This is a genomic window from Streptomyces sp. A0642 (genome assembly GCF_004795105.1).
Taxonomy (GTDB): domain Bacteria; phylum Actinomycetota; class Actinomycetes; order Streptomycetales; family Streptomycetaceae; genus Streptomyces.
The window spans coordinates 39,134-64,681 of record NZ_SSBL01000034.1 but is presented as its reverse complement, the minus strand read 5'-3'; the positions used below and the strand labels follow the sequence as shown (position 1 = coordinate 64,681).

Genomic DNA, 25,548 nt, shown 5'->3' with positions numbered 1-25,548 from the left:
CGATCTCGCTCCCGCTCCGCGGGAGCGCAACATCCGCGCGCAGCGCGGATGTTCGCTCGCTCATCGCGCAGCGATGAGATACCCGCTCCGCGGGAGCGCTGGCGGGACGCTGCGCGTCCCGCTCACCAGACCGGCTGCGCCGGTCTGGTGACGCTCCGTCCGCTGCGCTCCCGGAGCTGCGGGGGCCTGCGCTGCGCTCCAGCCACCTGGTGGCGCTGCGCGCCACCGGCCGGACCCGCTGCGCGGGTCCGGCAACGGGCCTTCGGCCCGGGCGCCTGCAGGGACGGGGGCTTGGTCGTCTGTTAACGGGCTGTCGGCAGACCGCGGGCTCTGCTCTGTGGCGGGCGCAGTCTGGGTTCGGCACAGAGCAGAGAAGGGTGACGGGTCCTCAGGCGTTGGCGTGACGGCGGGTATTCGGCAGCTTGTGCGGGGCAGCATGGTGCACGGGCCGGCCCGTGGCGGGAACGGCGAGGCGTCGCAGGGCGAGGCTTGCGGTGACGAGCAGTGCTGTGAAGACGGCCAGGAGGAGAACGGACACCCCCATCTGTCGGCTCCCCGGGGCTTGCCAGCCGGTCCAGGCCGCGGACCCCGTCCACAGGAGAATGGCCGCAGCGTAGAAGGAGCGGATGCGGCGCAGTTGCCGCACGGCCCGCAGGAACTGGATGCGTTCGGTCTTCGGTGCCATGCGGCACCGTGTACCCCCGATACGCGATGCCATCAGGGATGAACGAGACCTTGTGAAGGGGGTTGCTCGAGGGGTCTTGCAAGTCTGCATCTCAATGTGATGCAGTATGTAGCATTGGCGTAAATTGAGGACAGGCGGTAGCAGGGTCGGGGGGCACGGCAGCCTCGGTACTTTGCGCGGGCAGCGGCTTATTGCCTGGGACTGGCCGGGCTGAGCGCGGCGGTGGCCGCCGCGCTTGGGGAGGAGCGGGATTGTGGGCTGGTACGTGTTGGTGGAGCGGGTCAAGTACGGGGAGTGGAGCCTGGTGGACAAGATCCCTGTCGAAGGCGGAGAGGAGGGGGCTCTTGCGTGCGCTGAGGAGACCGCTCGTACCCGCCCCCCGTGGGGCAGCTCCGACTCCGGCCCGTGCGGCCGGGTGGTCTTCCGCACGTCACCGACGAGCTGGCTTGTGGAACTGACCGAGTCGTCCTGGAGCAAGGGCGAGAAGTCACCGACCACGTACACCGAGCACCTGAACGTCCGTGTGGCCGAACTCGTCCACGTACAGGAGCTGGTGCCTGCCGAGCCGCCCAAGAAGGGCCGCTTCGGCCGGTGAACGCTGCGCGCCTTCTCGTCCTCGCACTGGCGGTAGCTCCGCATGGCGCATGACCGCAGGTCTTCGCCCCTCGACCCGGACTCTTATGAAGATGCCTCGATCTACGTGGACGCGGAGGCCGCTCCACGGGTCCTGGGCCGGCTTCGAGACGCCCTCGGCCTCAAAGACGAGGGTGCGGAGCTGACCGTCGGGCCGGTGCGCGTGTCCGGCGAGCCCAACGACTACGCCGCCGGCAGGCGCGCCCATCCCTTCGACTTCCTTGAGTGGCCGACCGTGCTGGAGTGCGAGGCTGCCGGTGGAGCGCCGGCCGGGGAGGTAGTCCAAGCCGTCACGGCCGTGCTTGAGGCGCTGTGGCGTGGCGGCTTCAAAGCCGTAGCCGCCTGCGATTTCGAGGACGAGCTGCCCGCGCGCGGCGGGATCGACAGGTACCCCTACCCCGCTCCTGCCCTCGACGGGGGCGCGGTCTCTTCGGGCACGGGCGGGTGGTGGAAGAACCTGATTTCGCCCGGAATAAGGAAAGGTCGAAATCTGTGATCATTCTCCGGGAACATCAGGTGACCCAGAAAACGGCCATTCGGGAATGGGTCAGATTTTTTGCAAGATCGTCTGTTCCCGCGCAGGGGGCTCGGGGCACGCTGGTGTCCGCCACCGGATCCGGTAAGACGATCACTGCTGCCGCGAGCGCGCTGGAGTGCTTCCCGCACGGGCGGATCCTCGTTATGGTGCCCACCCTCGATCTGATCGTGCAGAGTGCCCAGACCTGGCGGCGAGCCGGGCACCGAGCTCCGATGGTCGCGGTCTGCTCGGTGGACAAGGACGAGGTCCTGGAGGAGCTCGGAGTGCGCACCACGACCAATCCGATCCAGCTCGCGCTGTGGGCGGGTTCCGGGCCGGTGGTCGTGTTCGCCACGTACGCCTCCCTCGTCGACCGCGAGGACCCCGCCGATGTCTCTGGCCGTGGGACTGTTCCTGGGCCGTTGGAATCGGCTCTGGCGGGTGGGGGGCGGCTGTTCGGGCAGCGGATGGCGCCGTTCGACCTGGCCATTCTGGACGAGGGGCACATGACGGCCGGGGACATGGGGCGGCCGTGGGCGGCGATCCACGATCAGTCCCGGATTCCGGTCGACTTCCGGCTCTACCTGACCGCGACCCCGCGGATCCTGGCCGCGCCCCGGCCGCAGCGCGGGCGAGACGGGCGGGAGGTGGTGATCGCGTCGATGGACGACGACTCCCACACGTACGGCAACCGGATTTTTGATCTTGGGCTGGCGGAGGCGGTAGAACGCTCGATCCTCGCCGGGTTCGAGATCGACGTGCTCGAGATCCGCGACCCGGACCCGATCCTCGGGCTGTCCGAGGACGCGCTGCGCGGCCGGCGCATGGCCCTGCTCCAGGCCGCACTGCTGGAGCACGCGGCGCAGCAGAATCTGCACACCACCATGGTGTTCCACCAGCGGGTCGAAGAAGCCGCCGCGTTCGCCGAGCAGATGCCGCGCACAGCCTCCGAGCTGTATACCGCAGAGGCTTCCGCGGCGGCGCTGGCCGAGGCGGAGGAACTGCCCGCATCCTCGATCGACGCCGAGCTGTACGAGCTGGAAGAGGGCCGTCATGTGCCTGCGGATCGGGTGTGGGCGGACTGGCTGTGCGGGGACCATCCCATCGCGCACCGGCGTGAGGTGATCCACCAGTTCGCCAACGGCATCGACGCCCACAACCGGCGCGTGCACCGGGCGTTCCTCTCCTCCGTACGCGCCCTCGGGGTCGGGGTCGACATCACCGGACTGCGCGGAGTGGAAGCGGTGTGCATCGTCGGGTCGCGCAGCTCCCAGGTCGATGTCGTCCAGAACATCGGACGTGCCCTGCGCCCCAACCCCGACGGCCGGGCCAAGACCGCGCGGATCATCATCCCCGTCTTCCTCCAGCCCGGGGAAGACCCGAAAGACATGCTCGCCTCCGCCAGCTACCAGCCCCTGGTCGACATCCTCCAAGCCTTGCGCTCGCACTCCGAACGCCTGATCGACCAACTCGCCTCCCACGCACTCGCCCGCAGCACCGAACGGCGGCGCATCCACGTCCGGCCCGCCCCCGCGGCCGACGCGGTCGGCGCGGAGAGCGAGGGCCTGCCCGAGGAGGCCGGCGAGGCGCAGCAGGAGGTCGACCGGGTCACCTCGATCGTGGTCAACTTCGCCTCCCCTCGCGACGCCGCCGACATCGCCGCCCTCACCCGCTGCCGCGTCATCCGGCCCCAGTCCCTCGCCTGGCTCGAGGGCTACCAGGCCCTGGTCCGGTGGCGTGCCGAGAACGGCATCACCGGGCTGCACGCCGTCCCCTACGACATCGAGATTGAGGTCGGGAGGACGAAGGCGTTTCCGCTTGGCCGATGGGTGCATCAACAGCGCAAGGCGCTGCGCGCAGATGAACTCGACCCCCACCGCAAAGAGCTCCTCAACGAAGCCGGGATGGTGTGGGAGCCGGGCGACGAAGCATGGGAGAAGAAGCTCGCCGCGCTGCGGTCCTACCGGCGGGCCACCGGGCACCTCGCACCCCGGCAGGACGCTGTCTGGGGCGAAGGCGCGGCAGACGGGGAGCAGCTAGCCGTCGGACAGCTCCTCGCCAACCTCCGCCGCAAGGGCGGGCTCGGGAAGGATGCGGAGCGGGCCACAGCGCGCGCGGCGCAGCTGGCGGAGATCGACCCGGACTGGAACTGCCCCTGGCCACTCGACTGGCAGCGGCACTACAAGGTCCTCGCCGACCTCGCCGCCGACGAGGCCGGCGGAGTACTGCCCGACATTCAGCCGGGCGTACTCATGGACGGCGACGACATCGGACGATGGCTCCAGCAGCAGCGCAAGCCAGGCACCTGGAAGCAGCTGTCGACCGAGCAGCAGGAACGGCTGTCCAGGCTGGGCGTACAGCCCACTGAAGCACCCTCCCCCGCCCCGGCGGCCAACCGTGCGGCAAAGGGGCCGAGCAAGGCACAGCAGGCATTCAAGCGCGGCGTGGCGGCCCTCGCCCAGTACATCGACCGTGAAGGCAAAACTGTGGTTGGCAGGCCCCATGTTGAAGAGTTGCCGGACGGCACGACGATCAAGCTGGGTGTGTTTCTGAGTAATCAGAAGGCCAGGCGTGACCGGTTGGATGTGGAGCAGCGAGCCGTCCTCGCCGAGCTGGGTTACACCTGGGCCGCAGAACAGTCCGGGCGCAGCTGACATTCACCGATAGACCCTCGCGTGCCCATTACCGGATGGGCCGATAAGCCGTTTAGTTCTGTATGCAGGGTGCTGAGTGGGACGGAGCGAGGGCACGCCAGCCTGAAGTCGATTCGGTGGATGTGCTGTTCAGGGCTGCGGGCGGGGCGGTGGAGTGCTCGAGGTGGTTGTCGGCCGCTGCCGAGGTGGCGTTCGAAAGCTGTCTGCCGCTGAAGTCGTTCCCAACCCGCAAAGGCAAGCGGCTGGCCCCGGGGTGGTGGTGGTCGGCCACCACTGGAAAACTTGTGCACTACGGGTCTGCAGCGATGCGACTGCATGTGATGCTCCTCGACCGCGACCGGCGCATAAGCGGCCTGGCCAGCCAGCCACTTGAACTGCGGTGGCATGTGCCGGGCGGGGTGCGGTCGCATGTTCCTCAGCTGATGCTCCGGCTGGCCGATGGCCAGGGAGTGCTCGCCGACTGCACGGGGAGAAGTGAGCTGTCTCGGCGTCAGCGGTCTCTCGCTGCGGCGGTCGGAGATAGCTGTGCGGCGGTGGGCTGGCGGTACTGGGTACTCGGGCCTGTCGCCCCGGTCTACCGGCGCAATGTGACCTGGCTGGCGGGATACCGGCACCCGCGGCATCACGGTGGTCAGGTGCTGGGTGCCGCGTTGCAGGAGGTGTTCGCCGAGCCTGTGCCGCTGTGGGAGGGCGTGCGCAGGGTTGGTGATCCGCTGGTCGTGCTTCCTGCGCTGTTCCATGCCCTGTGGGCGGGACGGCTGGCGGCGGACTTGGGGGCGTCGATGCATGAGCGGATGCCGGTGTGGGCGCAGGCGGCAGAGTGAGCGCGGCCAGCGGGATGCCGGGCAGGCCGGTGGTGGAACTGGGATGCCGGGTGCGGTTCGGGGGACGTGCCTGGACGGTGGCTGCCCTTGTCGGCGGTCAGGTGCGGCTGGTCGCTGAGGACGGCGAGGTGGCGGCGGTTTTGCTTTCGCTGCTGTTTGCCGATGGGGGGTTCGAACTCCTGGAGGCGCCGGGAGTGCCCGGGGTGCCGCCGCTGGGTTTGCTGGAGTCGTTGCCCGAGGCGGTGAGGGAACGGGCCCTGGCGTGGGAGCGGCATGTGCGGGAGGTGGAGACAGGGCGGCCGGGCGGGACTGGTGCGGCAGGTTCGCCGCGTACGGAGTACGACCCGCAGATGCGGACACTGGCGCAGCGGGAGGAGGCGAAGGTAGCGGAGCTGTCCGCTGCCAGCATGTCCACCAGTGTGGTGACGGTGCGGCGGATGCGGGCCCGTTACCGCCGGGAGGGGGTGTGGGGGCTGGTGGATCACCGGTCCGCTCGGCCCCGGACAGCGCTGGGGCGTGCGGACGAGCGGGTGGTGGCCGCCTTGCAAGAGGTGCTGGAGGCCGGGCGGGAGCGCTCCAGCGGGACGCTGGGGCGGCTGCGGGTGTACACCGAGCGGCTGCTGGCCGAGCAGTACGGGGACGGGGTGGTGCCGCTGCCCTCGAGTGCGACGTTCAACCGGCTCGTGCACGCCCTCGCCGACGGCCGCGGGCTGCTGGGCAGTGCGCGGCAGCGCCGCTGGCGATCAGCCCGGCCGGCTCCCCCGTTCGTCCCGACGACGGTGATGGCGCCGGGTGAGCTGGTGATGATGGACAGCACCGTTTTGGACGCCTTCGTGGTGCTCGATGACGGTGTGGCGGAGCGTCCGGAGCTGACCATCGCGCTGGATGTGGCCACCCGCACCATCTGCGCGGCCGTGCTGCGTGCGAAAGGAACCCGCAGCGTGGATGCGGCGCAGCTGCTGGCGCAGATGATGGTCCCGGCGCCGATGCGGCCCGGCTGGGCCGAGGCACTGGCGATGGAACACTCGGTGGTGCCCTACGAGCGGCTGCTGAGTGTGGATGCCCGGCTGGAAGGTGCCGCGGCGCGGCCGGTGATCACTCCGCAGACCATCGTGGTCGACCAGGGCAATGTGTTCATCTCGTCCTCGTTCATCGCCGCCTGCGAGTCGCTGGGCATTTCCGTGCAGCCCGCACCACCGGGCAACGGGCCGGCCAAGGGGCATGTGGAGCGCACCTTTTCCTCGATCAACACGCTGTTCGTTCAGCATGTGGCCGCCTACACGGCATCGCACACCGGGGAGCGCGGGAAGGACGCAGAAGGCGAGGCGGTGTGGACGTTGGCCCAACTGGCCGAGATGTTCCAGGAGTGGATCGTCTGCGGGTGGCAGGAGCGTGAGCACGATGGGCTGCGGCACCCGATGATGCCCCGCTGTGCGCTGTCGCCGAATGAGATGTGGGCGGCGCTGGTCGCCGTGTGCGGGTACGTCCCGGTGCCGCTGGGTCGCGAGGACTACATCGAACTCATGCCCATCAAGCGGCAGAAGATCAACGACTACGGCATCCGCATCGACTACCGCACCTACGACCATAAAGTCCTCAACCCTTTCCGCCGCGAGCCCTCTTCGGCGGCGGACGGCCTGTGGGAGATCCACTACAACCCGCACGCTCCCGGCCTGGTCTGGGTACGCCTGCCGAAGCCTGACCAGCCGCGCGGATACGGGTGGGAGGCAGTGCCGTGGATCCACCACACCCTTGTCAGCGCCCCGTTCACCGACTTCACCTGGCAGCACATCAAACGCACCGTCGCCCGCCGCGCAGACCGCGCCCAGCACGAACACGACCTGGCGCTCGCCCTGCGCGAGCTGCTGGAACGCGCCGCTGCCGGACATGGCACCCGCCGCGAGAAGGTCGTCGTCGCCCGCGCCCGCACTGCCGCGACCGGTGGCGCGGTGTGGGGGATCCTGTACGGCCAGCAGCCGGAGGCGGAAGCTGACGAGGCTGGGGAGGACGTCTTCGGCACCAGCGACGACGAGGAGTTCCTGACCGACGACAGCGCCCCGAGTGTCTGGCCGGCCGAACCACTGGGCGGCTTCCCAAGCTGCGCGGCGCAGGAAGCTCAGGAAGCTGACGTGCCTGCGCCGAGGCGTCCCCAGGTCACGGTCTACGACCCCTTCGAGGAGTCCCTGCGATGGTGAGCCCGGTCTCCACCGATGCCGTGGGTTTCGCCCCGCTGGCCCCTGCGACCGTATGGCAGGGATGGGATGCCTTCGTCCACCGAGCCCCGGCGTCCGCGCGCGACGCGGATGACCCAGCCTGGCAGCAGACGGAGCGCGAGGACTACCACTCCGAACTCTCCGTTATGCGCACCCCGGCCATGGACAGCGTGTTCACCGCCGTACGTCGGCTCCTGTTGGTCAACCGCCGCCAGCAGGCCGGCGCCCGGCGCGGGCTGATCATCTCCGGGCCGGCCACGACGGGTAAGACCACCACGATGATGGCGCTCGGGCGTTCCTTCCAGCTGGCCGATGCCCGCCAGCATCCAGGCCAGGCAGAGCGCAGGCCTGTGCTGTTCATCAGCGTGCCGCCGGCCGCCACCCCGAAGATGCTCGTCAGCGAGTTCGCCCGGTTCCTCGGCATGCCGATCACCGACCGCCTCAATCAGACGCAGATCACCGGGGCCGTGTGCGACCTGCTGTGCGAGCTGGGCACGCAGTTGGTCCTCATCGACGACGTGCACCTCCTGGACACCCAGCGGCGTGCCGGGGCGGAAACCTCCGACCAGCTGAAGTACCTCGGCGAGCGCATCCCGGCCACCTTTGTGTACTCCGCGATCGACGTCGAGGCCTCCTCGCTGCTCAGCGGGGTGCGCGGGGCGCAGATCGCCGGTCGTTTCAAGATCTTCCGCCACCGCCCGCTGGCGTACGCGACCGAGCAGGACCGGACTGTCTGGAACGACCTCGTAGGGGCCATGGAAGACCTGCTGCGGCTGCGCGCGCACCGGCCCGGAACCCTGGTCAAGCACGCCGCCTACCTCCACTCCCGCACCGCAGGACGGATCGGCAGCCTCTCCCACCTCATCCGCGAAGCCGCCCTGGTCGCCATCACCGAAGGCACCGAACGCATCACCAAGCAACTGCTGGGCGAGGTGGAGCTCGACGCGGCCGCCGAAGCCCAGGCCCGGCCCACACGGCCCGCACGACGGAAGCAGTAGGGCATCCGGCATGGCGCACCGGTCCAACACGCCCGTACCCGCACGCCTGCCCCGGAGTAGGCGAGCGGGGCGCGAACGGGCAGCATCCGGCGGGATCGTGCCCGCCATCAGTGGCGGCGCAGCAGGACGCATCGCTCCGTTGAACGGGGAGCTGACCCTGTCGTTCCTGACCAGAATCGCCGCCCGGTACCACCTCGGCATCCGTGACGTGCTGGCCGCCGTCACCGATGTCGGCGGGCTCCAGAACCTCACCGGGATGCTGTACCCGGACAGCGAGATCCATCTCAACGCACAGGCCCGCGCACGGGTTTCTGTACTCTGCCGTGTTCCGCAGCATGTGCTCGAGCAGGCGCTGCCCGCATGGAGGAGGGAAGAGCCGTGCGGCAAGTACGGGGGTGGCCCGGTCGGGCGGCTGATGCGCGGGGAGGAGGTCGTCGCCGCATGGGGGCCGGCCTGCCCCGCATGCACCGCCGCCCGTACCGGACGAGAGGTGCCCGCCCGCCGGTACCTGGCCCCCGAGGACCGTGTGTGCGCACGCCACCGCTACTGGCTGTTGTACCTGCCCGGGACCAGTGGGCTGCCTGTGCCGCTCGGCCGCTGCCTGGAGGTGATCGAGGCCCAGCGGCGGCATGCCCGGCTGCTGCACCGCTCCCCCGCCGCCGTGGATGCCTTCGAGGTCGCCCGCGCCGTCACCGGCGCCTGGTGGGAGCAGCCCTGGCCGAGCGAGGAACAGCGTTGGCCAGCTCGTCTTGAGGTCACGCGGCCGAAAGATGCCGATCCCGGCTGGTGGAAGGTAGCCGCCCGCGACCTGATCACTTACCCCGAGACCGTGGCCCTCGCAGGCCTGCTGGCCGGCCATCCCTTGCAGGAGCGCACGATCACCGAATCGGACGGCCATCTGCCCTACCGGCTGGGCGAGCTACCCGGGTTGCTGGCCGAGCTCGCCGAACAGCTCGCAAGGCCATGGCTGCCCCGCCACCTCGCCACCGTCACCCACGGGCCTCTGTTCACCTGGGCCCACTCCTGCGTACGCACCCGCGCCGTCCCGACCCCCACAGCGCAGCGCACGTTGTGGAAGGTGCGCTCGGCCCATCGGCCCCGCCCACTCAGCGACCTCCTCCCCCGCCCTGTAGCTGCCGGCGGCACCCCTCCTACACCTGCACCACCCGCCAAACGGCTGCGCGGCCACAGTCTCCAGGCCGAGCAAGCCTTCCAGGCAGGCCTGGCCCAGGCCCACGCCTACCACCAGCAGCACGGTCATCTGGCCGTGCCGAAGGAAGACGTCCCCAACGGCTACCCACTGGGCCAATGGATCGCCAACCTGCGTACCAGTCACATCAGAATGCCGGCCCACCAAGCCGCCGCCCTCGGTGCGCTGTATCCGTGGTGGAACGCGCCCTGGAGCACCCTGTGGCAGCGCACCTGGCACCAGGCCCGCGATCACACCGAAGCCCACGGCCCGCTCAAGCCCGCCCGCGGCTTTCCCACCACCAGCTACAGCCTCGGCGAATGGCTGTACCTGCAGTGCACCCGCTACCCGGCCCTCCACCCCGAACAGCAACGCCTCCTCGCCCAGATCGGCATCGACGCCACGGCGGCGGCCGCCGCCCAACCCAGACGGCGCAGCTATGCAGAACGCTTCCAGGTCGGGCTGGCACATGCCCGCGCATTCGCAGACCTCCACGGCAACCTCGCCGCCGTCGCCCAAGTGACCGTCCATGACGGCTATCCGCTCGGGCAATGGCTGGGCAACCAACGCGCGCACCGGCGCACCGGTCGCCGGCCCATGGCCGCCAACCGCGCCCGGGCCCTCGCGGACATCGACCCCTGGTGGAACCCGCCCTGGCCCCTGAAATGGCAGCGCCACTACTACCACGCCCGCGACGCCGCAGCCGGCCGGCTCCTCCAGGCCGAGAACGGCTTCACCGACCTCGACGACTCCGATGCCGCCGACTGGCTGTGGCACCCGTGCGCCATGTACGCCGGGCTCCACCCCGAACAGCGACAACTCCTCATCACCATCGGCATCACCACCGAGGCAGCCCGCACGGCCCTGGAACACCCCCGGACAGCTCTGAGAGCACCAGCCAGGAACTCGGCCCGGGAGACCGAAGGCAAGACCAGCCAGGCCGAAATGGGTGCGGATCCTGCCGCTTCCGCTGGTCGACGTCGCACACGACGTGCCGCCGAACCGAAGCGTCCTCGCGAGCCCCGCAGCCGCCTGGGGCACCGCCCCGACTTGAGGCCGGGCTTCGAAACAGCCCTGGCGCACGCCCGGGCCTACGCAGCCGAACACGGGCACCTCGCAGCCCCCCGTGATACCCGGCACGACGGCTACCCCCTGGGTACGTGGCTGTTCAGCCAGCGCAACCGCGCCAAACAACGCGCCCGCGCCGGACAGCCACCCTCACCCCACCTGACCGAACTCGCCGCGATCGACCCCTGGTGGAACCCACCCTGGGACACCGTCTGGCAGCGCAACTACTACCGCGCCCGCAACCACGTCGAAGCCGGCGAACCGTTCGATCCCGTCGCCCGCATCCCCGCACCGAGCACCGTCCTGGGCAGCTGGATCACCCGAGCCTGCCTCCAGTACGACCAGCTCCACCCCGAGCAGCAGGACCTGTTGAACGCCCTCGGCGTCACTGCTCGGACTGCCGGACAGTGGCCGCCCAGCCCTCGCCCCCGGCCTCACGCCGAAGCCCTCCTGCACGCCCGTGCCTGGGCCGGTCAACACGGCCACCTCTGCCCGCCGATCAACACCGTCCACGACGGCTTCCCCCTCGGCGAATGGCTCAACCGCCAGCGCGAACTCGCGAAGAAACGCAGCAGCCCCTCCCCCACCCAGCAAGCACTCGCCGTGATCGACCCCTGGTGGAATCCGCCCTGGCCGATCCTGTGGCAACGCACCTACCACCACGCACACACCCACCCCCGCCACCCGGCAACCCGCAACTGGATCCACAACCAGCAACGCGGCTGGCTGCTCCTCCACCCCCACCAACAACACCTCCTCACCACAGCCGAACTCGTCAACGTCTGAACTCCCCCTCCGGTCAGCACCGGCACCTTCCGACTCGGGTCGGTTGGCCCTCAACCAGCCTGGGTCGGCGCGAACTTCGGACGTAATCTGTCCGAAGAGGTCTCAAACGGCGGCGTGATGACCGATACTGGTGGGCAGGTCTGGCGTGCCCGCACGAGGATGCACGAGGCCGAAGAGCAGAAGAAAAGGCGGCGCGGAAAAGGTTAATGAACCGGCTTAAGGGTTTTATCAGCATTCCTTTTATTACGAACGCTATATAGCTCACCCTGCCCAAAAAGCCGAAGAAAACCTCCGCTAAAACCGTCGAACAAAGCCTTTAAAACACCCTGCGGGACCAGCGAACCGGTCTCCCAACGGGCTGACAGGTCTGCCGTAAAACACCACCGGCCCGCCCTACGGCGGCGCCGGTCCTCGGCATGCCCTGACACCACGGCACCCCAGTGCCGTCTCTCCCCGTCCCAGCCGTCCACGCACGGCTCGTTCAGGCATGAGGCGGCCCAGCCGTCACGTGCTGGAAGGGCATCCACGCGATGAACTCGTCCTCCCTCGCCCCTGCCTCCGGCCTCCTGGCCGGACTCCCCGCCGTCCTCGCCGGCGCCCTGGGCGGCGCACCCTGGTGGACAGTCGGAGTGATCGTCATCGCCGCATACCTCGCCGTCCCCCTCACCAGCCTCATCCTCGAACACTCACGACAACGAAAAGGAACACTGGTCGATGAGAAATTCGCAGCCACACTCGACCAGATAACAGACCCCGAAAAAAGAATCCAAGCAATCATCAACTACCGCCAAGCCACAGCCCCCGCCACCACTCCCCAACCACCACCCGAACCACCACCCGAACCACCACCCGGAGCACTACCACCCGCGAACCCAGACACCGCCAGCCAGTCACCAGCATCCGCATAGACGAGGAGGCGCGGGGGCTCCCACCCCCTCGTCTATGCAGCACTGACATGTATCGCTTCAGGACCTCAGCACTCGATGCGCAGCGGGTGTCTTCCGCTGGACCTTTCGGTCATAGCGGGTCGACGGTAAGGAGGCGCCGGTCGAGGTCGAGGTGGACGGTGCCCCCGTCTTGTTCACGCAGCTGTCGCCAGGCGGTGTAGCCGGCGAAGATGGCCTGCTCCCAGTCCGCGGCGCGACAGACGCTGACCTCAAGGTGAGCAGTCATGTGGTTGATGGTGGTGAGCAGTTCGTTGTCAATGTGCTCGATGTCGGCGAAGTAGCGGTGGCGTGCAGCGTAGGAAAAGACGAGGGCTGAGATCCCTTCCTCGATGGCGATGGCACGGCCGCCGTCTTCGGCTTCGTCGGTGCGGAGGTCGCTTTTGCGTTTACGGCCGAGCAGGAAGCGAGTGACGGGGGACCATCCGAGCACGGCGGCGTGGGCGAGGTGGAAGGCGTCGTGGAAGCGGTAGTCGTCTTCGATGTGGGAGGCACTGGTAAGGGGATCACCTGCAGGGGTGCCGTCTTCTCGGGTGAGGACGATGACGGTGCGGCCCTCTCGGAGAATGGGCGTGAAGGTAAGGGTGGTCTGGCGCGGAAGACATTCATGGCTGGGGAAGTAGGCGTCGAAACGAGTGTGTTCGGTGTCAGGGGTGGGGCGCCAGCGGTCTTTGGTCTTTTCCAGGCTGGCGGCGGCGATGTCGTCGAGATCGAGATCGAAGCGGTGGGCGACGGCGGCTACATACCACAGGACATCGCCGAGTTCTTCGCGCAGCTGGTGCTTGCCCTGCTCGTAGGCAGGCCCGTCACGCAGGCGCTTCTTGTAGGCGGTGACGAGAGAGCCGACTTCGCCGGCGAGGCCGAGGAGAGGTACGAGTACCGGGTCGGTGTCTTCGGCGGGAGGTTGGAGGGTCTTGATGGCGGCCTGCTGGTAGCGCTTGAAGTCCATGCCTCACCCTTGTCTGATCTTGGGACACCACTGTCGGATCGACCGACATTGTCGTATCCTAGGACAGCCACGTTGGAAATACAGACGATTGGAGGGAGTCCTGAGTACCGCCACACCGGACATCGACGACATCGTCTCGGTCGTCATCGAGTTCCTGGCAGAGCTGCAGGAGAAGACCACGCCCGAGATGAGGGTCGAGCTCGAGGACGGTGGAGCAGAGCTTCCGGTCGACTCGCTCCTGATCGTGGAGATCCTCACGCGTATTGAGGAGCGCTACTCCATCGCCATCCCGGCCGACCGCCAGTCCGCCCAGGCCACCCGATCCGTGCAGGCCTTCGCCCGCGCGGTGCAGGAAGCCATCACAGAAAGGCAGCAGCCATGACTCCCTCCCCCTCTGACGCCCGCACCCGCGATCCCGAGCTCGTCCAGCTCGGCGAGCGGCTGAAGAAGACTCGTGACTACCTCAACATGTCGCAGCAGTACGTCTCCGATAACACCGGCATTCCTCGTTCGGCGATCAGTGACATCGAGCGCGGTGAGCGACGTGTGGACAGCCTGGAGCTGAAGAAGCTCGCCCGCCTGTACCGGCAGCCGGTGACGTACTTCCTCGCCGAGGAAGAGGACGCTGACGCAGGCGAGTACGCCCTGGCGGGACTGCCGCGCGCGCTGGCCCAGCTGACCGACGGCGACCAGAAGACGGTGATGGAGTTCGCCGAGTACCTCTCGCTGCGGCGCGCGGCCGAGAAGGAACAGGAGCAGGAAGAATCCGCGGAACAGGACAACCGGCGGTGAACTGGACGGTGGCGCACCGCATCGCCGGAATCGCAGCCGCCCAGGCCCACCGTGACCTTGGCATTGACCGTACCCGCTACGTGCCCGTGCACCAGGCCTTGAAGGGGGCCGACCTCGTAGGGATGGCGCAGCCTATGCCGCGCCTGTTCGGTGTCTACATCTCCCCCGCCGACAAGGGGCCGGCCGTCCTACTGAACGCCAACCTGAACATCGTCACCCAGCGGCATACCGCGGCACACGAGCTCGGGCACCACCAGCTGCGGCACCGCAGCGCGGCCGACGACGACCTCAGCCCGGCACTGCGCTGGGGCAACGGCAGCTGGCCGGACGAAGAGAAGACCGCAGAGGCGTTCGCCGCCTGGTTCCTCATGCCACGCCCGGCGGTCCTGGCAGGGCTCGAAAGGATCTGCCAGGGGCAGCCGACCAGCCCGGAGCACGTGTATCTGCTGGCGAGGGAGCTGGGCACCTCCTACACAGGCACGCTGCGGCAGATGCAGAATCTTCGTCTACTGGAAGCGGACCGTGCCCGCCAGTGGGCGAAGATCTCTCCGGCCGCGCTCCGCAACTCCCTGGTGGGCGGAGCGGCCTTGCCTGCCAACGCTCATGTTCATGTCGTCACTGCCGCCTCCCATCTCCAGCAAGTGCATGCCGACGTCGGCGATGTGCTGATCGTCCAGGAGAACAAGGCCTCCTTGATCTCCGTGCCTAAAGGGTTGGTCCGCTGGACGGGCGCTGGGCAGGCGCCCGAGGCCGAAGCGGTAGTGGTGACCGACGAGTTCTGTGGATCCGCCGGGCTGGATGTGTCGGCATCCGGCCTGGACGAGCCCGTGCAGCTGACGGTAGTGCGTGATGCACCCCGCGCCGGTGTGCACGACGTCTGGCCGGACTGACGCTCTGCCGCCGGCCCCCTTGCTGACCCGTCGACCGCGCTAGGAGGATTCATGAACAGCTTCGAGGTCACCGGACGTGATGTCACTCGCGCCTGGATCGCCGCCTGCAACGCTCTGGACCGCAAGGACAACCCCTCACGCACAGGCCTGCACACGGTGGTGCGTATCACCAATCCCACCGTCGACGACATGGGCTTCCGTCAGGAGTTGGATCGGCTGCGTCTCGGCAAGCGTCACGAGCCGATCGAGACGGTCGCTGGCACTCTCTTCCCGGCCGGCCTCGCGGCCAGAGCCGCCGACCACGCCGACCTCGTGGCCCGATACCGCGCCATGTACTCGCGGCTGAAGAAGTTCCCGGGAAACACCCACGGCACCTACTTCGGACGCCTGGTCGCCTATCCCGGCGCGAAGAAGACCGACATCGATCAGATCGGCAACATCATCAACCGCCTACGCAAGCAGGCCTCGGGCAAAGGGCCGATGACCGCCGCCTACGAAGCTGACCTCGCACACCCCACCGACGGCGACGTGCCTGCCGAGCTGCTCGTGCACGCCGCCGACCGCGACAACCTCTACCGCGGCTTCCCCTGTCTGAGCCACATCTCCTTCCAACTGGACCGCGACGGCCAAGTGCACGCCGCAGCGCTGTACCGCAGCCACTACATGTTCGAACGCGCGTACGGAAACTACCTGGGTCTGGGCAGACTCCTGGCCTACATCGCAAACCAGGCCGACCTGTTCCCCGGCACGCTGACCGTAGTGGCCGGGCACGCCCACCTGGACGGACCGATCACCGCCATACGGCCGCTGCTGAGCGACACCCCGATCCTGGCCGCATAGGGACAACCCCCGTCAACAGGGACCGTTAAGGCCCCACTTGGGCGGGAACCAAGCCGGCACCGGCGCCGTCGAGGAACGGTAAGTCTGCTTGATACGACTGCGGCCGCTGATGCCGGCGATGTCCGGGTGGGCGACGCGCGCGTACTTGTCGACCTCGCAGAACAGGTTCTGGCAGTCAATCAACTGCAACGAGCGTCCCCGCAACCCGGAGAAGGGAAGCCCCAAGCGGGCGAAGTGCTCGTCCTGGGTATCGGCCATGTACCGGATCACCTCGGCCTCAATGCCGTCCGCCGCCGGACCGAAACACTTGCGGATCCCGTCCCGCGCTCCAGGGCCGGGAACAACAAAGTCCATCTCCGAGAACGACATCTCAGCTGCATAGTTGAGGTCGATCACGAACTGATACGCCAGGAACGGCCCGATGGCCGGATAGCCCAGCAGAACCTCGTAAGCCTCCCGCAGCGTAGGCGCGCTCAGAACCTTCTCCGGAGCCCTGGACATCATCATCCTCTCCAGCAGCCGCAGATGGTTACGATGCTTTCGCTCCTCACCCAACTGCGGCGGAGGCACGATATAGGCAGCCGAGTACAACCGCTCCCCCCGACCGAACGCGGCTGACAGCACCTGGTCGTAAGCCCGGAAGTCGTACGCCTCCCAGCGCGCCTCCCCCACCTCGCGCGAAATCAGCCGCCAGGTGGACTCCTTGTTGAAGATCTTGAACAGCAGCGTACGGAAGAACACGTCCTCCCACTCCTGCGGGCCCTGGTAGATCACGTCGCCGATCACGGCCTGGCTGACCCGGTCAGCGGCGCGGTAGCAGTTGGTGAACCGGTGCTTGGCCAGGATCGGATCATCGGTCCACGGCTGAGCCCGCCGGGCCAGGCGAGCCTCATAGACAGCTTGCCGGGCAGAAGCGAATCGCCAGTAGGTGTCGAAGACCGGCGTCGGCCGCAGTTCCCGGCCCGCGACCCGCACAGTTCCCGGCACAGAGCCCGATCGCGAGGAAGCCTTACGGTCTTGCAGCAGCGTCACCATGCACGCAATATATATTTGATATACACCCGCTGTCACCGAGGAGGAGCCATGGAGCTGCTGTGCCATCAGCAACGCCGCACAACTTCAGTGCTCTGGCCCGAGGACATCGACCGCAGGCTGAACATCCTGGTCCGCGCGGCCGCAGCAGCCGGTGAACGTACCTCCCGCGCCGAACTACTGGCCGCGCTGGTGGCAGCCATCGAGGTCGAGCCCGAACAAGTGGCAGCTCTGCTCCACCACTACCGCCGCCTGCCAACCGACACACTCGCCGGCGACGAAGACCGAGACGACCTACCCGCCGTACGCACCCCCGGCCCACGCCGCACCACCCCCGCCTAACGACCCGCCGCCTCCGCAGGACACGCCACGCAACGGCCCGATGCCGCCCGCCATTCAGCCCACGAGCGGCCGCCCTCTCGCCGCCCACACCCAACCGCCAGCGGCACCTCGAGCCCAAACGCGCCAGCCCCTCACCACCATGACCAGCCCAAGACACAGGCGGCTCGTCCAAGCTCCACCGCATATCAACGATCACTGAACCTGAACCATGCACAGCACAGACGACACGACCTGATCACCCCACCACCAAACTGACAAACCCACAGCTCAGACACACCCCAGGGCCAGCGCTCGCAGCAACTGAAACGGGCAGACGCACCACCATCACGTCATCACCTCCCCACTCCAAACTGATAAGCGCAGGCCAGACCGCCATCCGCTGACCACAAAGACCAATCGCGGACACCGCCCTCGCTGCCCTGGGTGTGCTCTGGGCGAAGGCCGCAGCGGTGGCTGCCCCGTCCGGCAGTATTGAGGCCGGTTCCGTCCGGCCCGCGTTGTCGGACGCACAGGGGCAGGGAGACCACGGCCAGGGCGGCACGGTGACGCGGGAAGAGCGCGAGAGCCAGGCAGCACGGGGCCGGGCGCGGGCGTAGTGGATGAACGAGTTGATGCGCGACCACACCAAGGCAGAACTGCTGCGCATGGCCTACGCGGGCGGCGAGATCGCCTGCGCTGTCGTGGACAGCGAGTTCCGTGCGGCCGATCGGCTCTGGCCCATGCCTGCTGCTGTCGGCGGGGCTCGCGGATGTTCGAGATCTACAGGTCGAAGTCGAGGTGCTCGATGTCGGTGAAGCGGACCTCTTCCAGGCTGCCGGCGCGGCGGCCGCCGTCCTGGAAGTACACGTCCTTGAGTGCCTCAGCCGCGAGCTCCTTCAGGCGCTCCTCGGTGGCGCCCTGCTCCTGGGCTTCGAAGAGGCGTGCCGCGTAGTGGGGGGGCAGGGCGACGGTCAGGTGCCGGATGCGGTCCTGGTCGGTGGAGCCGATCGGGGCGGTGTAGCCGAGGCGGGCGCGGGTGTCGATGACGATGCCTCCGGTCGTCGCCGCCCGTTCCTTTGCCCTGGCCCGGACTTGCGGCTGCCAGCGGGCCTTCACTTCGCGGTCCATGCGTATGGCGAGGTCTGGGCGGGGCTTTTTGATCTGGTCTTTCACATACCGCTCGACGGTGCGCTGGGAGATCCGCAGCATCTGGGCGACCGCCCTGGTGCCCTTGAGTTGCTTGACCAGGTACCGCATCTGCGCGCCGGCCGACTTCGGGACCGGGCGGGTGAACGCCCGCTGCACCGCCTGGTCCAGGCCGTCTGCGAACATGCTCATCGCCTGCTACTCCCCGCTGTCCTTGTCCGTGACCTGCCCGTCCTTGATGTAGCGGGCGAGGTTGAGTGCCGGGGCGTCAAATCGTTCGCGGACCTCCTCGCCCCACAGGAGGCTCTGGGTGCCCTCGTGCTTGACCAGGCCGGGGTTGATGCCGAGCTTGAACCCGCCGGGCAGCGGTTTGGCGTCCCGGTAGGGCAGGAAGTCCAGGGGACTGGTGCCGTTGGCTGCGTATACGACGCAGTCGGAGAGGACCGCGACCGGGTACTGGCCGGTGTACGCGGCGTGCTTGACGATCTTGCGGTGGAGGTTGATCCGGGTGCGGGAGATGACCGCCGCGCGGATGTCCGGCCGCCACGTCGGGCGGGCAAGGGCCCGCCACGGCTGCCCGGGCTTCCAGCCCTCGCCACGGGGTCGCTCGCGCAGCTTGCCCAGGCCGCCCTTCACCGTCGCCTTCACCGCGTCCACGACGATCGCGAGCTCCGGGTCAGGCTGCCGCCAGCCGTCCATCGCCGCGAGGAAGTCGGCCGGTGCCAGGTCCGCGTGCACGCCGAGGTCGGCCATCGTGGCAAGGAAAGCGTCGCGCAGCCGCTGGTACCAGCCGTCCAGGTAGCGGCCGTTGTCGTACCGGACGTACGCCTCGGTCGGTGCGACGTCGTAGCCGAGCTCCACCGCGTAGGCAACGGTGGGGGTCGCGTACCAGGCCGGGCCCTGCGGTTGCTCGCCCTTGGGTGTGAACGGGGAGGGCAGCAGACTCGCGTCCAGGTCCGCCCACTTGTCCTTGCCGACCTTCACCCGCGACAGGTCCACATGGGACAGGTCCACCAGCCATGAGCCGGGCAGCTTCGCGTCGAACACCGGCGCCTTCACATGGGTGGGCGCGCCGAGGCCGACGACCAGGCCGTTCGCGCCGGCGGCGAAGGCCATGTTCACGTCGATGCCGACCAGGTGCCGCAGGGTGCACTCGGCATCCGTCATCGGCCGCGCCCAGTCGCACGCCTCCTCGAACAACTTCTCCGCCGGGCCCCGAACGTGGAAGCGCGGCAGCTCTTTGAGGAGCGGGTGGCCGTCGGGGGCCTCGCACGGGGCGCAGTCGACCGGGTCCTTGCCCAGGCTGCCGGGGTTGCGCTCGGAGTGCTGCCGGCCGTCGGCGTCCGGCTCGGAGGCCCGTGTCGGCGGGTGCAGCGCGGTCATCAGCTCCAGGCCGGTGACAGCGGTCGAACCGCGCGGCGTCATCACCCGGGACGCGTACGTGCCCAGGACGCGGGCGAGTTCGGCGGGCGGGAGGTGGGCGGCCTCGCCCCAGTGCCGGGTGTCCAGTGCGTTCCAAGACGGGATGCACAATTGCACGCAGGCCCGCTCGGAACCGGTCGCGGGGCGGTAGATCCGCGCCCACGGCCCGAACCCGCGCTTGGTCAGCTTCCACTCCGCACGGACCAGCTGCTTGATGACCTTGTGGCCCTCCGGAATCCGCCCGGCCAGCCGCTCCTCGTCCGTGAGGGCGACGGGAAGGCCGTAGCGCTTAAGCGCCGCCTCGGTGAGTACGAGCAGGGGGTCGGCGTTTTTGCCTGGCCCGGACAGCTTCGGCGCCCCGAGCCTGGCTTCCTTGAGCGTCCAGTCGACCAGGGCCGGGATGGACTTGGCGGGCAGGTCCAGGACCAGGCCACCGACGCAATACGCAAGTGCATGGCCGTCGGCGTCGACATCGACGACCGCCAGCGGCCCGTTGGCAAACCGCGAGTCCCCCTCGCTCGCTACGATCGCGGCCGGGGCCGCCTCCGACGCACCCGAGCGGCCCGATGTCGACGACATCGGCCTGGTGGTGCGCGTCGAACTCGGCGCGGCCGCCGGAGCAGCGCCCCGGGTGTTCTCGACTGCCGGCATGGCCGCACCCGCAGGGGCTGAGCCGGTGGATACGGACTGGACCTTTGCGGTCTCAGCTGGCGGCGCGGACGCCGAAGGGCCGACGGACGAATGCGGCCCCTTCGTTTCGTTCGCGGCTCCCCGCACGTCCGGCACCGCCGTGTCCTCAACGGGCGCCAAGGCGTTGAGGTCGGCGGGGTAAAGCTCTGCGAGCTTGTCCAGCAGCCGGGCGTACGCCTCGCGCTCCGGCGGCCGTGGCTCGGTCCTACCGGCCTCCCAGCCGCCGACCGTCGCACGCCGCACGCCCAGGGCTGAGGCCACTTCGTCCAGCGTCAGCCCGTGCGCCTGGCGCAGCCGCCTGCGTTCCGCCGACGGCGGCAGCACAGACCGGGACGCGACCAGCGCATCGATCCGGTCGAACAACTCGGACATAAAGCCCCTCCTGAGCAAGACCCTAACCCATGAAGCGTACGGATAGCGTACCTATTGCGTACAGAACGCGTGTACTTCCTGCGCGGCGTGAGAAGCGCCCGCTGGGGTGCGAACACGACACTGAGTGAGTCGCTTGCCGTAGTCGGAGGCGGCGGCTGGCACTTGCCCGCTCTGCAAAGCGCTATTAGTAGGTGTTTTTGAAGGCCCAGGGCCTGGTGATGTGGCCTTCTTCGCCGAGAAGAAGTGACGGCACCGGAGCGGATGCGGACGCCTGACGGCCAGCGGTCCGCCAGGGCTGTTTTGCAGGAATTCGCCGTGCCCACCCACGAGGCCCTGCCTCCACTTCGCCACCCCACCTGAAGCGCCTCACCTCCGGACAGCACCGCGCCTTCCCTCAAGCCGTAACCGCCTTCGTCCACGACCTCCGATCCGACGGACCGTTCCGCGCCGGCCTCCGCGAAGCACGCGGGTTCGCGGAATCTGGGGAGTGCCCACGCTTGAACCCGAGTGTCGGAGGTGCCAGGGGCGGGCTTTGCGAGCGGGTTCGCAGGGTTGATGGGTGGCACCGTGGACGTGGGGTGCTGATCGCAAGCTATGGAGTGCTTGTTACCGCGCTACCATCGTGCAGCCCAGTCGTTGCTTATGGTGTGAACAATTCAACCCGGGCGTCCGCAGGTACCCTTCTGCGTCTCCATGGCGTCTGTAAGGCTTATGGCCGGCGCCCGGTACTGCGCGGGGTAAGCCTGGACGTGCCGCGGGGCTGTCTGCTGGGCATCGTCGGCGCGAACGGTGCCGGCAAGAGCACACTGCTGCGCATTTTGGCGGGTCAGGCCGCGGGCGACAGCGGGACGGTCCAGTGCCGAGGGCGGATCGGATACTGCCCGCAGAACACTGTGCTGCACCCGGCACTCACGGTCGCTGAGCACGTGCGGTCCTTCCAGGCCGCCTACCGGCTCGAAAGCTGTGCGCGCGTGTGGGAGCTGCTGGAAGAGCTGGGCTTCGACGAGAGCCCTCGCAGCCGCATGCACACGCTCAGCGGCGGGACACGACAGAAGCTGAACCTGGCCCTGGGGCTTATGCACGACCCTGAGGTGCTGCTCTTGGATGAGCCGTATCAGGGTTTCGACTGGGAGACCTACCTGCGGTTCTGGGACATCGCTCAGAGGCTGCGGGAGCAGGGCCGGGCGGTCGTGGTCGTCTCCCACCTCGCCTACGACCGCGAGCGTCTGGACGTGCTGCACCGGCTCCAGGACGGCGTTCTGGCCGTCGACCACAGCAGCGCCGCGGGAAGGGTCGCATGAGCCGACGGCAGTCTCCGGTCACCGCGGTGCGCGACGACGCCTCCAGTTCCATGTCCGCGCTGCTGTGGCCTGCCCGCTCCGTGGGCTCCGGCGGAGCCCTGCTCGCCTGCGCTCTGCGCCGGGACCGGGCCGGTCAGGAACTGCTTCTCCGCACGGGCGGCGCTGCGGATCTGAACGCCCATACGGCAGCCCGCGTCCAGGGGGTGCTGGAGGAGTGCGGCGCCCGCCAAGCGGTGGAGGACCTCATCCAAGAGCGCCACCACCAGGCCCTGGAACGCCTGAACCGTGCTCACCTGCCTGTCACGGCGGCATTCGCGCTGCGCGACCTGATCCAGGCCGTGCACAACCGAACCGCATGACAGGCGTGCTCTCCCAGTGACCGTGTCCTGTCACCCGTGCGCACCCCTGGGGCCAGAGCCGGCCTCCCACCGAATTCATGGAGTGAAAGTGTCAACGACCCAGCACAACCCTGGCCACCTGCCCCGGTCGCAGGACGGCACCCCGACCGCCGCCCGACGCGGCGTCACCGGGCGTGCCGCATGAGGTGGTGGGGGCGGTGTCTGGGGACGGCGGTGCGCCACGCTGCGCTGGAGCAGGCCCGCAACCGGCTCGCGCTCGTCCTGGTGCTCTTCTTCGTTCCGCTGTGGCTGACGCTCGCCTACCAGGTCCTGCCCAGCGACCCGGTCCGGTTCTTCCTGCGCGCGGCCGATCAGCCCGTGGCCCTGGGTGCCAACACGGTCAGCCAGCTGTCCGGTGGGCTGCACTCCCTCGCGCTGATCGTCGGGTTCATGATGTTCCTCGCTGCCAGCCGCTCCGCGGAATTCGACCACCGCATGGTGCTCGCCGGCTACCCGCGCATCTGCCTGCTGCTGGCTCGCAGCACCGTACTGCTCCTCACCGCGGCACTGACCGCCTCGTATGCCACGGCATGGGTGTGCTTCTTCTACCGGCCTGAGCGCCTGGACGTCCTGGCGGCGGCGTTCATGGTGGGAGCCCTGACGTACGGGGGCGTCGGGATCCTCCTGGCGGCGCTGCTGCGCAGTGAGCTGGCGGGGATGTTTGCCGTCATCATGCTGAGCTTCATCGATCTGACGCTGCAGAACCCCGTCGCCAACCCTTCTGCGGACAGTCCACTGCTGAAGTGGCTGCCCGCCTACGGGGCGATGCAGTCCGCCGTGTCCGCGGTCGACCTCACCCACACCCCCTGGCGGCACCTGTTGCTCGGCCTGTGCTGGTCGGCAGGACTGACCGCCGCCGGCCTGGCCGCTTTCACCGCCCGCACCAGCCGGCGCACCATCACACAGAGACTCCTGGGCGGGCGCGCCACCAGGCCCCGGGGCCGCCAGATCGCCCTGCGTCTACTGCACCCGGTCCGTATGAATATCTACCGCCAAGCCGGTATCCACGACACCACGGTCATCACCGGCTACGAAATCTGCCGCCGCCTGATGCACCGGTCGGGTCCGGTGGAAGCAGCTCTCACCAAGCTCCTGCCGGGCCGGCTGCGACCGTTGTTCTGGGCCATGTACGGATACGGCCGGCACATCGACGACCTCTCCGACACCCAGCACCTCGACCGGCAGGAACGAGTCGAACGCGTCAGCCGGTTCAGCGGACTACTGGAGGCCGATCTGCGGGCAGGCCACAGCGAAGACCCCCTGCGCGCGGCCCTCGTGCACGCCGTATGGACTTGGGACCTGCCGAGCGACGGAGTAACGGCAGCCAACGCCGTATACCGCCAGGACGCCAAAGGCCAGAGCGCCATCACCTCCTGGGACGACTGGTACACCTACTGGCACACCCTCACCTTCCCCTTCGGCGTGAAGCGCCTGATGGCCCTGCTCACCACCCCCGGCTTGGCCTTCACGCCCGACGACGCCCAGGCACTGCGCGTGTGGACCGACGCGCTCAACCTCATCGACGCGCTGCGCGACCTACGGGAAGACGCCGCGGAGAGCTTCGTCAGGCTGCCCGCCGCCGTGCTCGACGAGCACGACGTCAGCCCTGAGGACCTCGCCCAAGGCCGGGCGGACGGCCGGTATGCCGACATGGTCCATGCCATGACCGCCCAGGCCCGCCGGTGGCTGGCTCAGGCCGCGACCGTCGGCGCCCAGCACCCACCCATGGCCGCAGCCCTGCAAACCGTCATCGACCTTCACCTGCTCGAACTGGACCGCATCGACCGCAAACCCCACGCACTGCTGCAGAGCCGCTCCCGGGCCAACCCGGTCCGCTTCCACCTCACGCTGGCCCGCGGCCGCCTCCGCACGGCCAGGTCCTGGCACCGCCACACCCAGACCGCTACCACCACTCCTGCCACCATCCACCTGCCGCACCCCGCAGAAGGCCACCACGACACAGCGCGCACGCCCCCTCCGCTACCACCGGTGCCCCACCCCAGCGGTGTCCAGCCGCCCCAACTCCCCGCCCACCTGGCCCCCCAACACGTGGCGCTCATCATGGACGGCAACGGACGATGGGCCACGCACCAAGGCCAGCCGCGCACCGCCGGCCACGAAGCCGGCCAGCTCGCGGTGCGGGACGTCATCTACGGCGCCCTCGAAATCGGCCTGCCCCACCTCAGCCTGTACACCCTGTCCTCGGAGAACTGGGCACGCCCCGCCGCCGAGATCCAGGCCATCCTGCGCCTGGTCAAAGACTGCCTCGTCATGGAAACCGAGGAAGTCTGGCGACGCGACGTCCAGCTGCGCTGGTCCGGCCTCCCCGAAGGACTGCCACCGGACCTGGTGCACGCGCTGCGCCAGACCGAACACCTCACACGCCACCGCACCGGCCTGACCGTGAACATGTGCATCAACTACGGCGGCCACAGCGAAATCACCCAAGCCGCACGTGAACTCGCCCGTCAAGCGGCCGCGGGGACCATCCAGCCCGACGACATCACCCCCCGCCACCTCGCCGCCCACCTCCACCACCCCGACCTGCCAGACGTGGACCTGCTCATCCGCACCGGCGGCGAACAGCGCACCTCGAACTTCCTGCCCTGGCAGTCGACCTACGCCGAACTCGTCTTCCTCGACACCCTGTGGCCGGACACCGACCGCACCCACCTGTGGCAGGCCATCGACACCTACACCCGCCGCGACCGTCGCTTCGGTGCCACCCCTTCCCCACCCACCAACCGCGATGAACAAGCATCCACCAGGTGATCTTGTGTGCCCCGTACCGCCCACCCTGTCCTTCGAGGACCTCGACCCCGTCCCGTTCACGCTCGAGGTGGACCCCACGGCACCTCGATCTGCATGACGGTCCACTGCGGGC

General features: G+C 68.6%; 20 protein-coding genes. 15 read left to right on the top strand and 5 right to left on the bottom strand.

All coding sequences use genetic code 11. The features are described from left to right. Positions 1–388: 388 nt before the first annotated feature. Positions 389–685 carry a hypothetical protein gene (locus E6R60_RS33050; RefSeq protein WP_136330394.1) on the bottom strand — a complete coding sequence of 99 codons (297 nt, stop codon included), beginning with the start codon at positions 683–685 and terminating at the stop codon, positions 389–391. 253 nt (positions 686–938) lie between these two features. Between E6R60_RS33050 and E6R60_RS33045 the strand changes: the two genes are divergently transcribed. The 7 genes from E6R60_RS33045 (at position 939) to E6R60_RS33015 (ending at position 11,567) form a co-directional block, all read left to right on the top strand. Then, positions 939–1,280 (top strand): hypothetical protein, encoded by a 342-nt coding sequence (locus E6R60_RS33045; protein WP_136330393.1) that lies wholly within the window; start codon positions 939–941, stop codon positions 1,278–1,280. Between the two features lie 42 nt (positions 1,281–1,322). Next, on the top strand, positions 1,323–1,814 hold the full coding sequence (locus E6R60_RS33040) for a hypothetical protein (RefSeq protein ID WP_136330392.1): 492 nt from the start codon (positions 1,323–1,325) through the stop codon (positions 1,812–1,814). Beyond that, entirely contained in the window at positions 1,811–4,489 is a 2,679-nt protein-coding gene (locus E6R60_RS33035) for a DEAD/DEAH box helicase (RefSeq protein ID WP_136330391.1), read from the top strand. The genes E6R60_RS33040 and E6R60_RS33035 overlap by 4 nt, the downstream gene beginning before the upstream one ends. A 116-nt stretch (positions 4,490–4,605) precedes the next feature. Continuing rightward, positions 4,606–5,313, top strand: coding sequence for a TnsA-like heteromeric transposase endonuclease subunit (locus tag E6R60_RS33030; protein WP_240802781.1), 708 nt, complete (start codon positions 4,606–4,608; stop codon positions 5,311–5,313). Continuing rightward, positions 5,292–7,508, top strand: coding sequence for a transposase (locus tag E6R60_RS33025; protein WP_240802780.1), 2,217 nt, complete (start codon positions 5,292–5,294; stop codon positions 7,506–7,508). Before E6R60_RS33030 ends, E6R60_RS33025 begins: the two co-directional genes overlap by 22 nt. Further along, positions 7,502–8,524: an ATP-binding protein gene (locus E6R60_RS33020; protein ID WP_136330389.1), complete on the top strand. Its 1,023-nt coding sequence runs from the start codon at positions 7,502–7,504 to the stop codon at positions 8,522–8,524. The genes E6R60_RS33025 and E6R60_RS33020 overlap by 7 nt, the downstream gene beginning before the upstream one ends. Positions 8,525–8,621: 97 nt before the next feature. Further along, positions 8,622–11,567: a Helicase associated domain protein gene (locus E6R60_RS33015; protein ID WP_240802779.1), complete on the top strand. Its 2,946-nt coding sequence runs from the start codon at positions 8,622–8,624 to the stop codon at positions 11,565–11,567. 1,017 nt (positions 11,568–12,584) lie between these two features. On the opposite strand, the gene E6R60_RS33005 is transcribed toward E6R60_RS33015, so the two are convergent. Beyond that, positions 12,585–13,460, bottom strand: a complete 876-nt coding sequence (locus tag E6R60_RS33005; RefSeq protein ID WP_136330387.1) for a nucleoside triphosphate pyrophosphohydrolase family protein — start codon at positions 13,458–13,460, stop codon at positions 12,585–12,587. A gap of 88 nt (positions 13,461–13,548) precedes the next feature. Here E6R60_RS33005 and E6R60_RS33000 point away from each other — a divergent pair, with 88 nt between their 5' ends. From E6R60_RS33000 to E6R60_RS32985, 4 genes are read left to right on the top strand one after another with little or no spacing between them, the layout of a single operon-like run. Continuing rightward, positions 13,549–13,842: an acyl carrier protein gene (locus E6R60_RS33000; RefSeq protein ID WP_240802778.1), complete on the top strand. Its 294-nt coding sequence runs from the start codon at positions 13,549–13,551 to the stop codon at positions 13,840–13,842. Next, positions 13,839–14,252, top strand: coding sequence for a helix-turn-helix transcriptional regulator (locus tag E6R60_RS32995; RefSeq protein WP_136330386.1), 414 nt, complete (start codon positions 13,839–13,841; stop codon positions 14,250–14,252). The genes E6R60_RS33000 and E6R60_RS32995 overlap by 4 nt, the downstream gene beginning before the upstream one ends. Further along, positions 14,249–15,142: an ImmA/IrrE family metallo-endopeptidase gene (locus tag E6R60_RS32990; protein ID WP_136330385.1), complete on the top strand. Its 894-nt coding sequence runs from the start codon at positions 14,249–14,251 to the stop codon at positions 15,140–15,142. Before E6R60_RS32995 ends, E6R60_RS32990 begins: the two co-directional genes overlap by 4 nt. A 51-nt stretch (positions 15,143–15,193) precedes the next feature. Then, positions 15,194–15,982, top strand: a complete 789-nt coding sequence (locus E6R60_RS32985) for a thymidylate synthase (RefSeq protein ID WP_136330384.1) — start codon at positions 15,194–15,196, stop codon at positions 15,980–15,982. Between the two features lie 12 nt (positions 15,983–15,994). Here the strand turns inward: E6R60_RS32985 and E6R60_RS32980 are convergent, their stop codons facing one another. Then, a complete protein-coding gene (locus tag E6R60_RS32980; RefSeq protein WP_136330383.1) occupies positions 15,995–17,017 on the bottom strand; it encodes a nucleotide kinase domain-containing protein in 1,023 nt (340 codons plus the stop codon). 48 nt (positions 17,018–17,065) lie between these two features. On the opposite strand from E6R60_RS32980, the gene E6R60_RS32975 reads away from it, so the two are divergent. Next, positions 17,066–17,356, top strand: coding sequence for a hypothetical protein (locus E6R60_RS32975; protein ID WP_136330382.1), 291 nt, complete (start codon positions 17,066–17,068; stop codon positions 17,354–17,356). A gap of 759 nt (positions 17,357–18,115) precedes the next feature. Here E6R60_RS32975 and E6R60_RS32965 read toward each other — a convergent pair. Both E6R60_RS32965 and E6R60_RS32960 read right to left on the bottom strand, forming a co-directional pair. Further along, positions 18,116–18,673, bottom strand: coding sequence for an XRE family transcriptional regulator (locus E6R60_RS32965; protein WP_136330381.1), 558 nt, complete (start codon positions 18,671–18,673; stop codon positions 18,116–18,118). Between the two features lie 6 nt (positions 18,674–18,679). Then, the gene (locus E6R60_RS32960; protein ID WP_136330380.1) at positions 18,680–20,965 is read right to left on the bottom strand and encodes a helix-turn-helix domain-containing protein; all 2,286 of its coding nucleotides are present in this window, start codon (positions 20,963–20,965) and stop codon (positions 18,680–18,682) included. A 647-nt stretch (positions 20,966–21,612) separates the two neighbouring features. Here E6R60_RS32960 and E6R60_RS32955 point away from each other — a divergent pair. The 3 genes from E6R60_RS32955 (at position 21,613) to uppS (ending at position 25,436) form a co-directional block, all read left to right on the top strand. Further along, positions 21,613–22,266 (top strand): ABC transporter ATP-binding protein, encoded by a 654-nt coding sequence (locus E6R60_RS32955; RefSeq protein WP_136330379.1) that lies wholly within the window; start codon positions 21,613–21,615, stop codon positions 22,264–22,266. Further along, positions 22,263–22,625, top strand: coding sequence for a hypothetical protein (locus E6R60_RS32950; protein WP_136330378.1), 363 nt, complete (start codon positions 22,263–22,265; stop codon positions 22,623–22,625). Before E6R60_RS32955 ends, E6R60_RS32950 begins: the two co-directional genes overlap by 4 nt. Positions 22,626–22,838: 213 nt before the next feature. Beyond that, complete coding sequence (gene uppS / locus E6R60_RS32945) at positions 22,839–25,436, top strand: polyprenyl diphosphate synthase (RefSeq protein ID WP_240802777.1); 2,598 nt, start codon at positions 22,839–22,841, stop codon at positions 25,434–25,436. Positions 25,437–25,548: the final 112 nt, after the last annotated feature.

Coding starts and splice junctions, on each gene's coding strand:
- E6R60_RS32965 (WP_136330381.1), bottom strand. CDS start 18,673: ATGAGCATGTTCGCAGACGGCCTGGACCAGGCGGTGCAGCGGGCGTTC.
- E6R60_RS33050 (WP_136330394.1), bottom strand. CDS start 685: ATGGCACCGAAGACCGAACGCATCCAGTTCCTGCGGGCCGTGCGGCAA.
- E6R60_RS32960 (WP_136330380.1), bottom strand. CDS start 20,965: ATGTCCGAGTTGTTCGACCGGATCGATGCGCTGGTCGCGTCCCGGTCT.
- E6R60_RS32995 (WP_136330386.1), top strand. CDS start 13,839: ATGACTCCCTCCCCCTCTGACGCCCGCACCCGCGATCCCGAGCTCGTC.
- E6R60_RS33005 (WP_136330387.1), bottom strand. CDS start 13,460: ATGGACTTCAAGCGCTACCAGCAGGCCGCCATCAAGACCCTCCAACCT.
- E6R60_RS32980 (WP_136330383.1), bottom strand. CDS start 17,017: ATGGTGACGCTGCTGCAAGACCGTAAGGCTTCCTCGCGATCGGGCTCT.
- E6R60_RS32985 (WP_136330384.1), top strand. CDS start 15,194: ATGAACAGCTTCGAGGTCACCGGACGTGATGTCACTCGCGCCTGGATC.
- E6R60_RS33040 (WP_136330392.1), top strand. CDS start 1,323: ATGGCGCATGACCGCAGGTCTTCGCCCCTCGACCCGGACTCTTATGAA.
- E6R60_RS32975 (WP_136330382.1), top strand. CDS start 17,066: ATGGAGCTGCTGTGCCATCAGCAACGCCGCACAACTTCAGTGCTCTGG.
- E6R60_RS33020 (WP_136330389.1), top strand. CDS start 7,502: ATGGTGAGCCCGGTCTCCACCGATGCCGTGGGTTTCGCCCCGCTGGCC.
- E6R60_RS32950 (WP_136330378.1), top strand. CDS start 22,263: ATGAGCCGACGGCAGTCTCCGGTCACCGCGGTGCGCGACGACGCCTCC.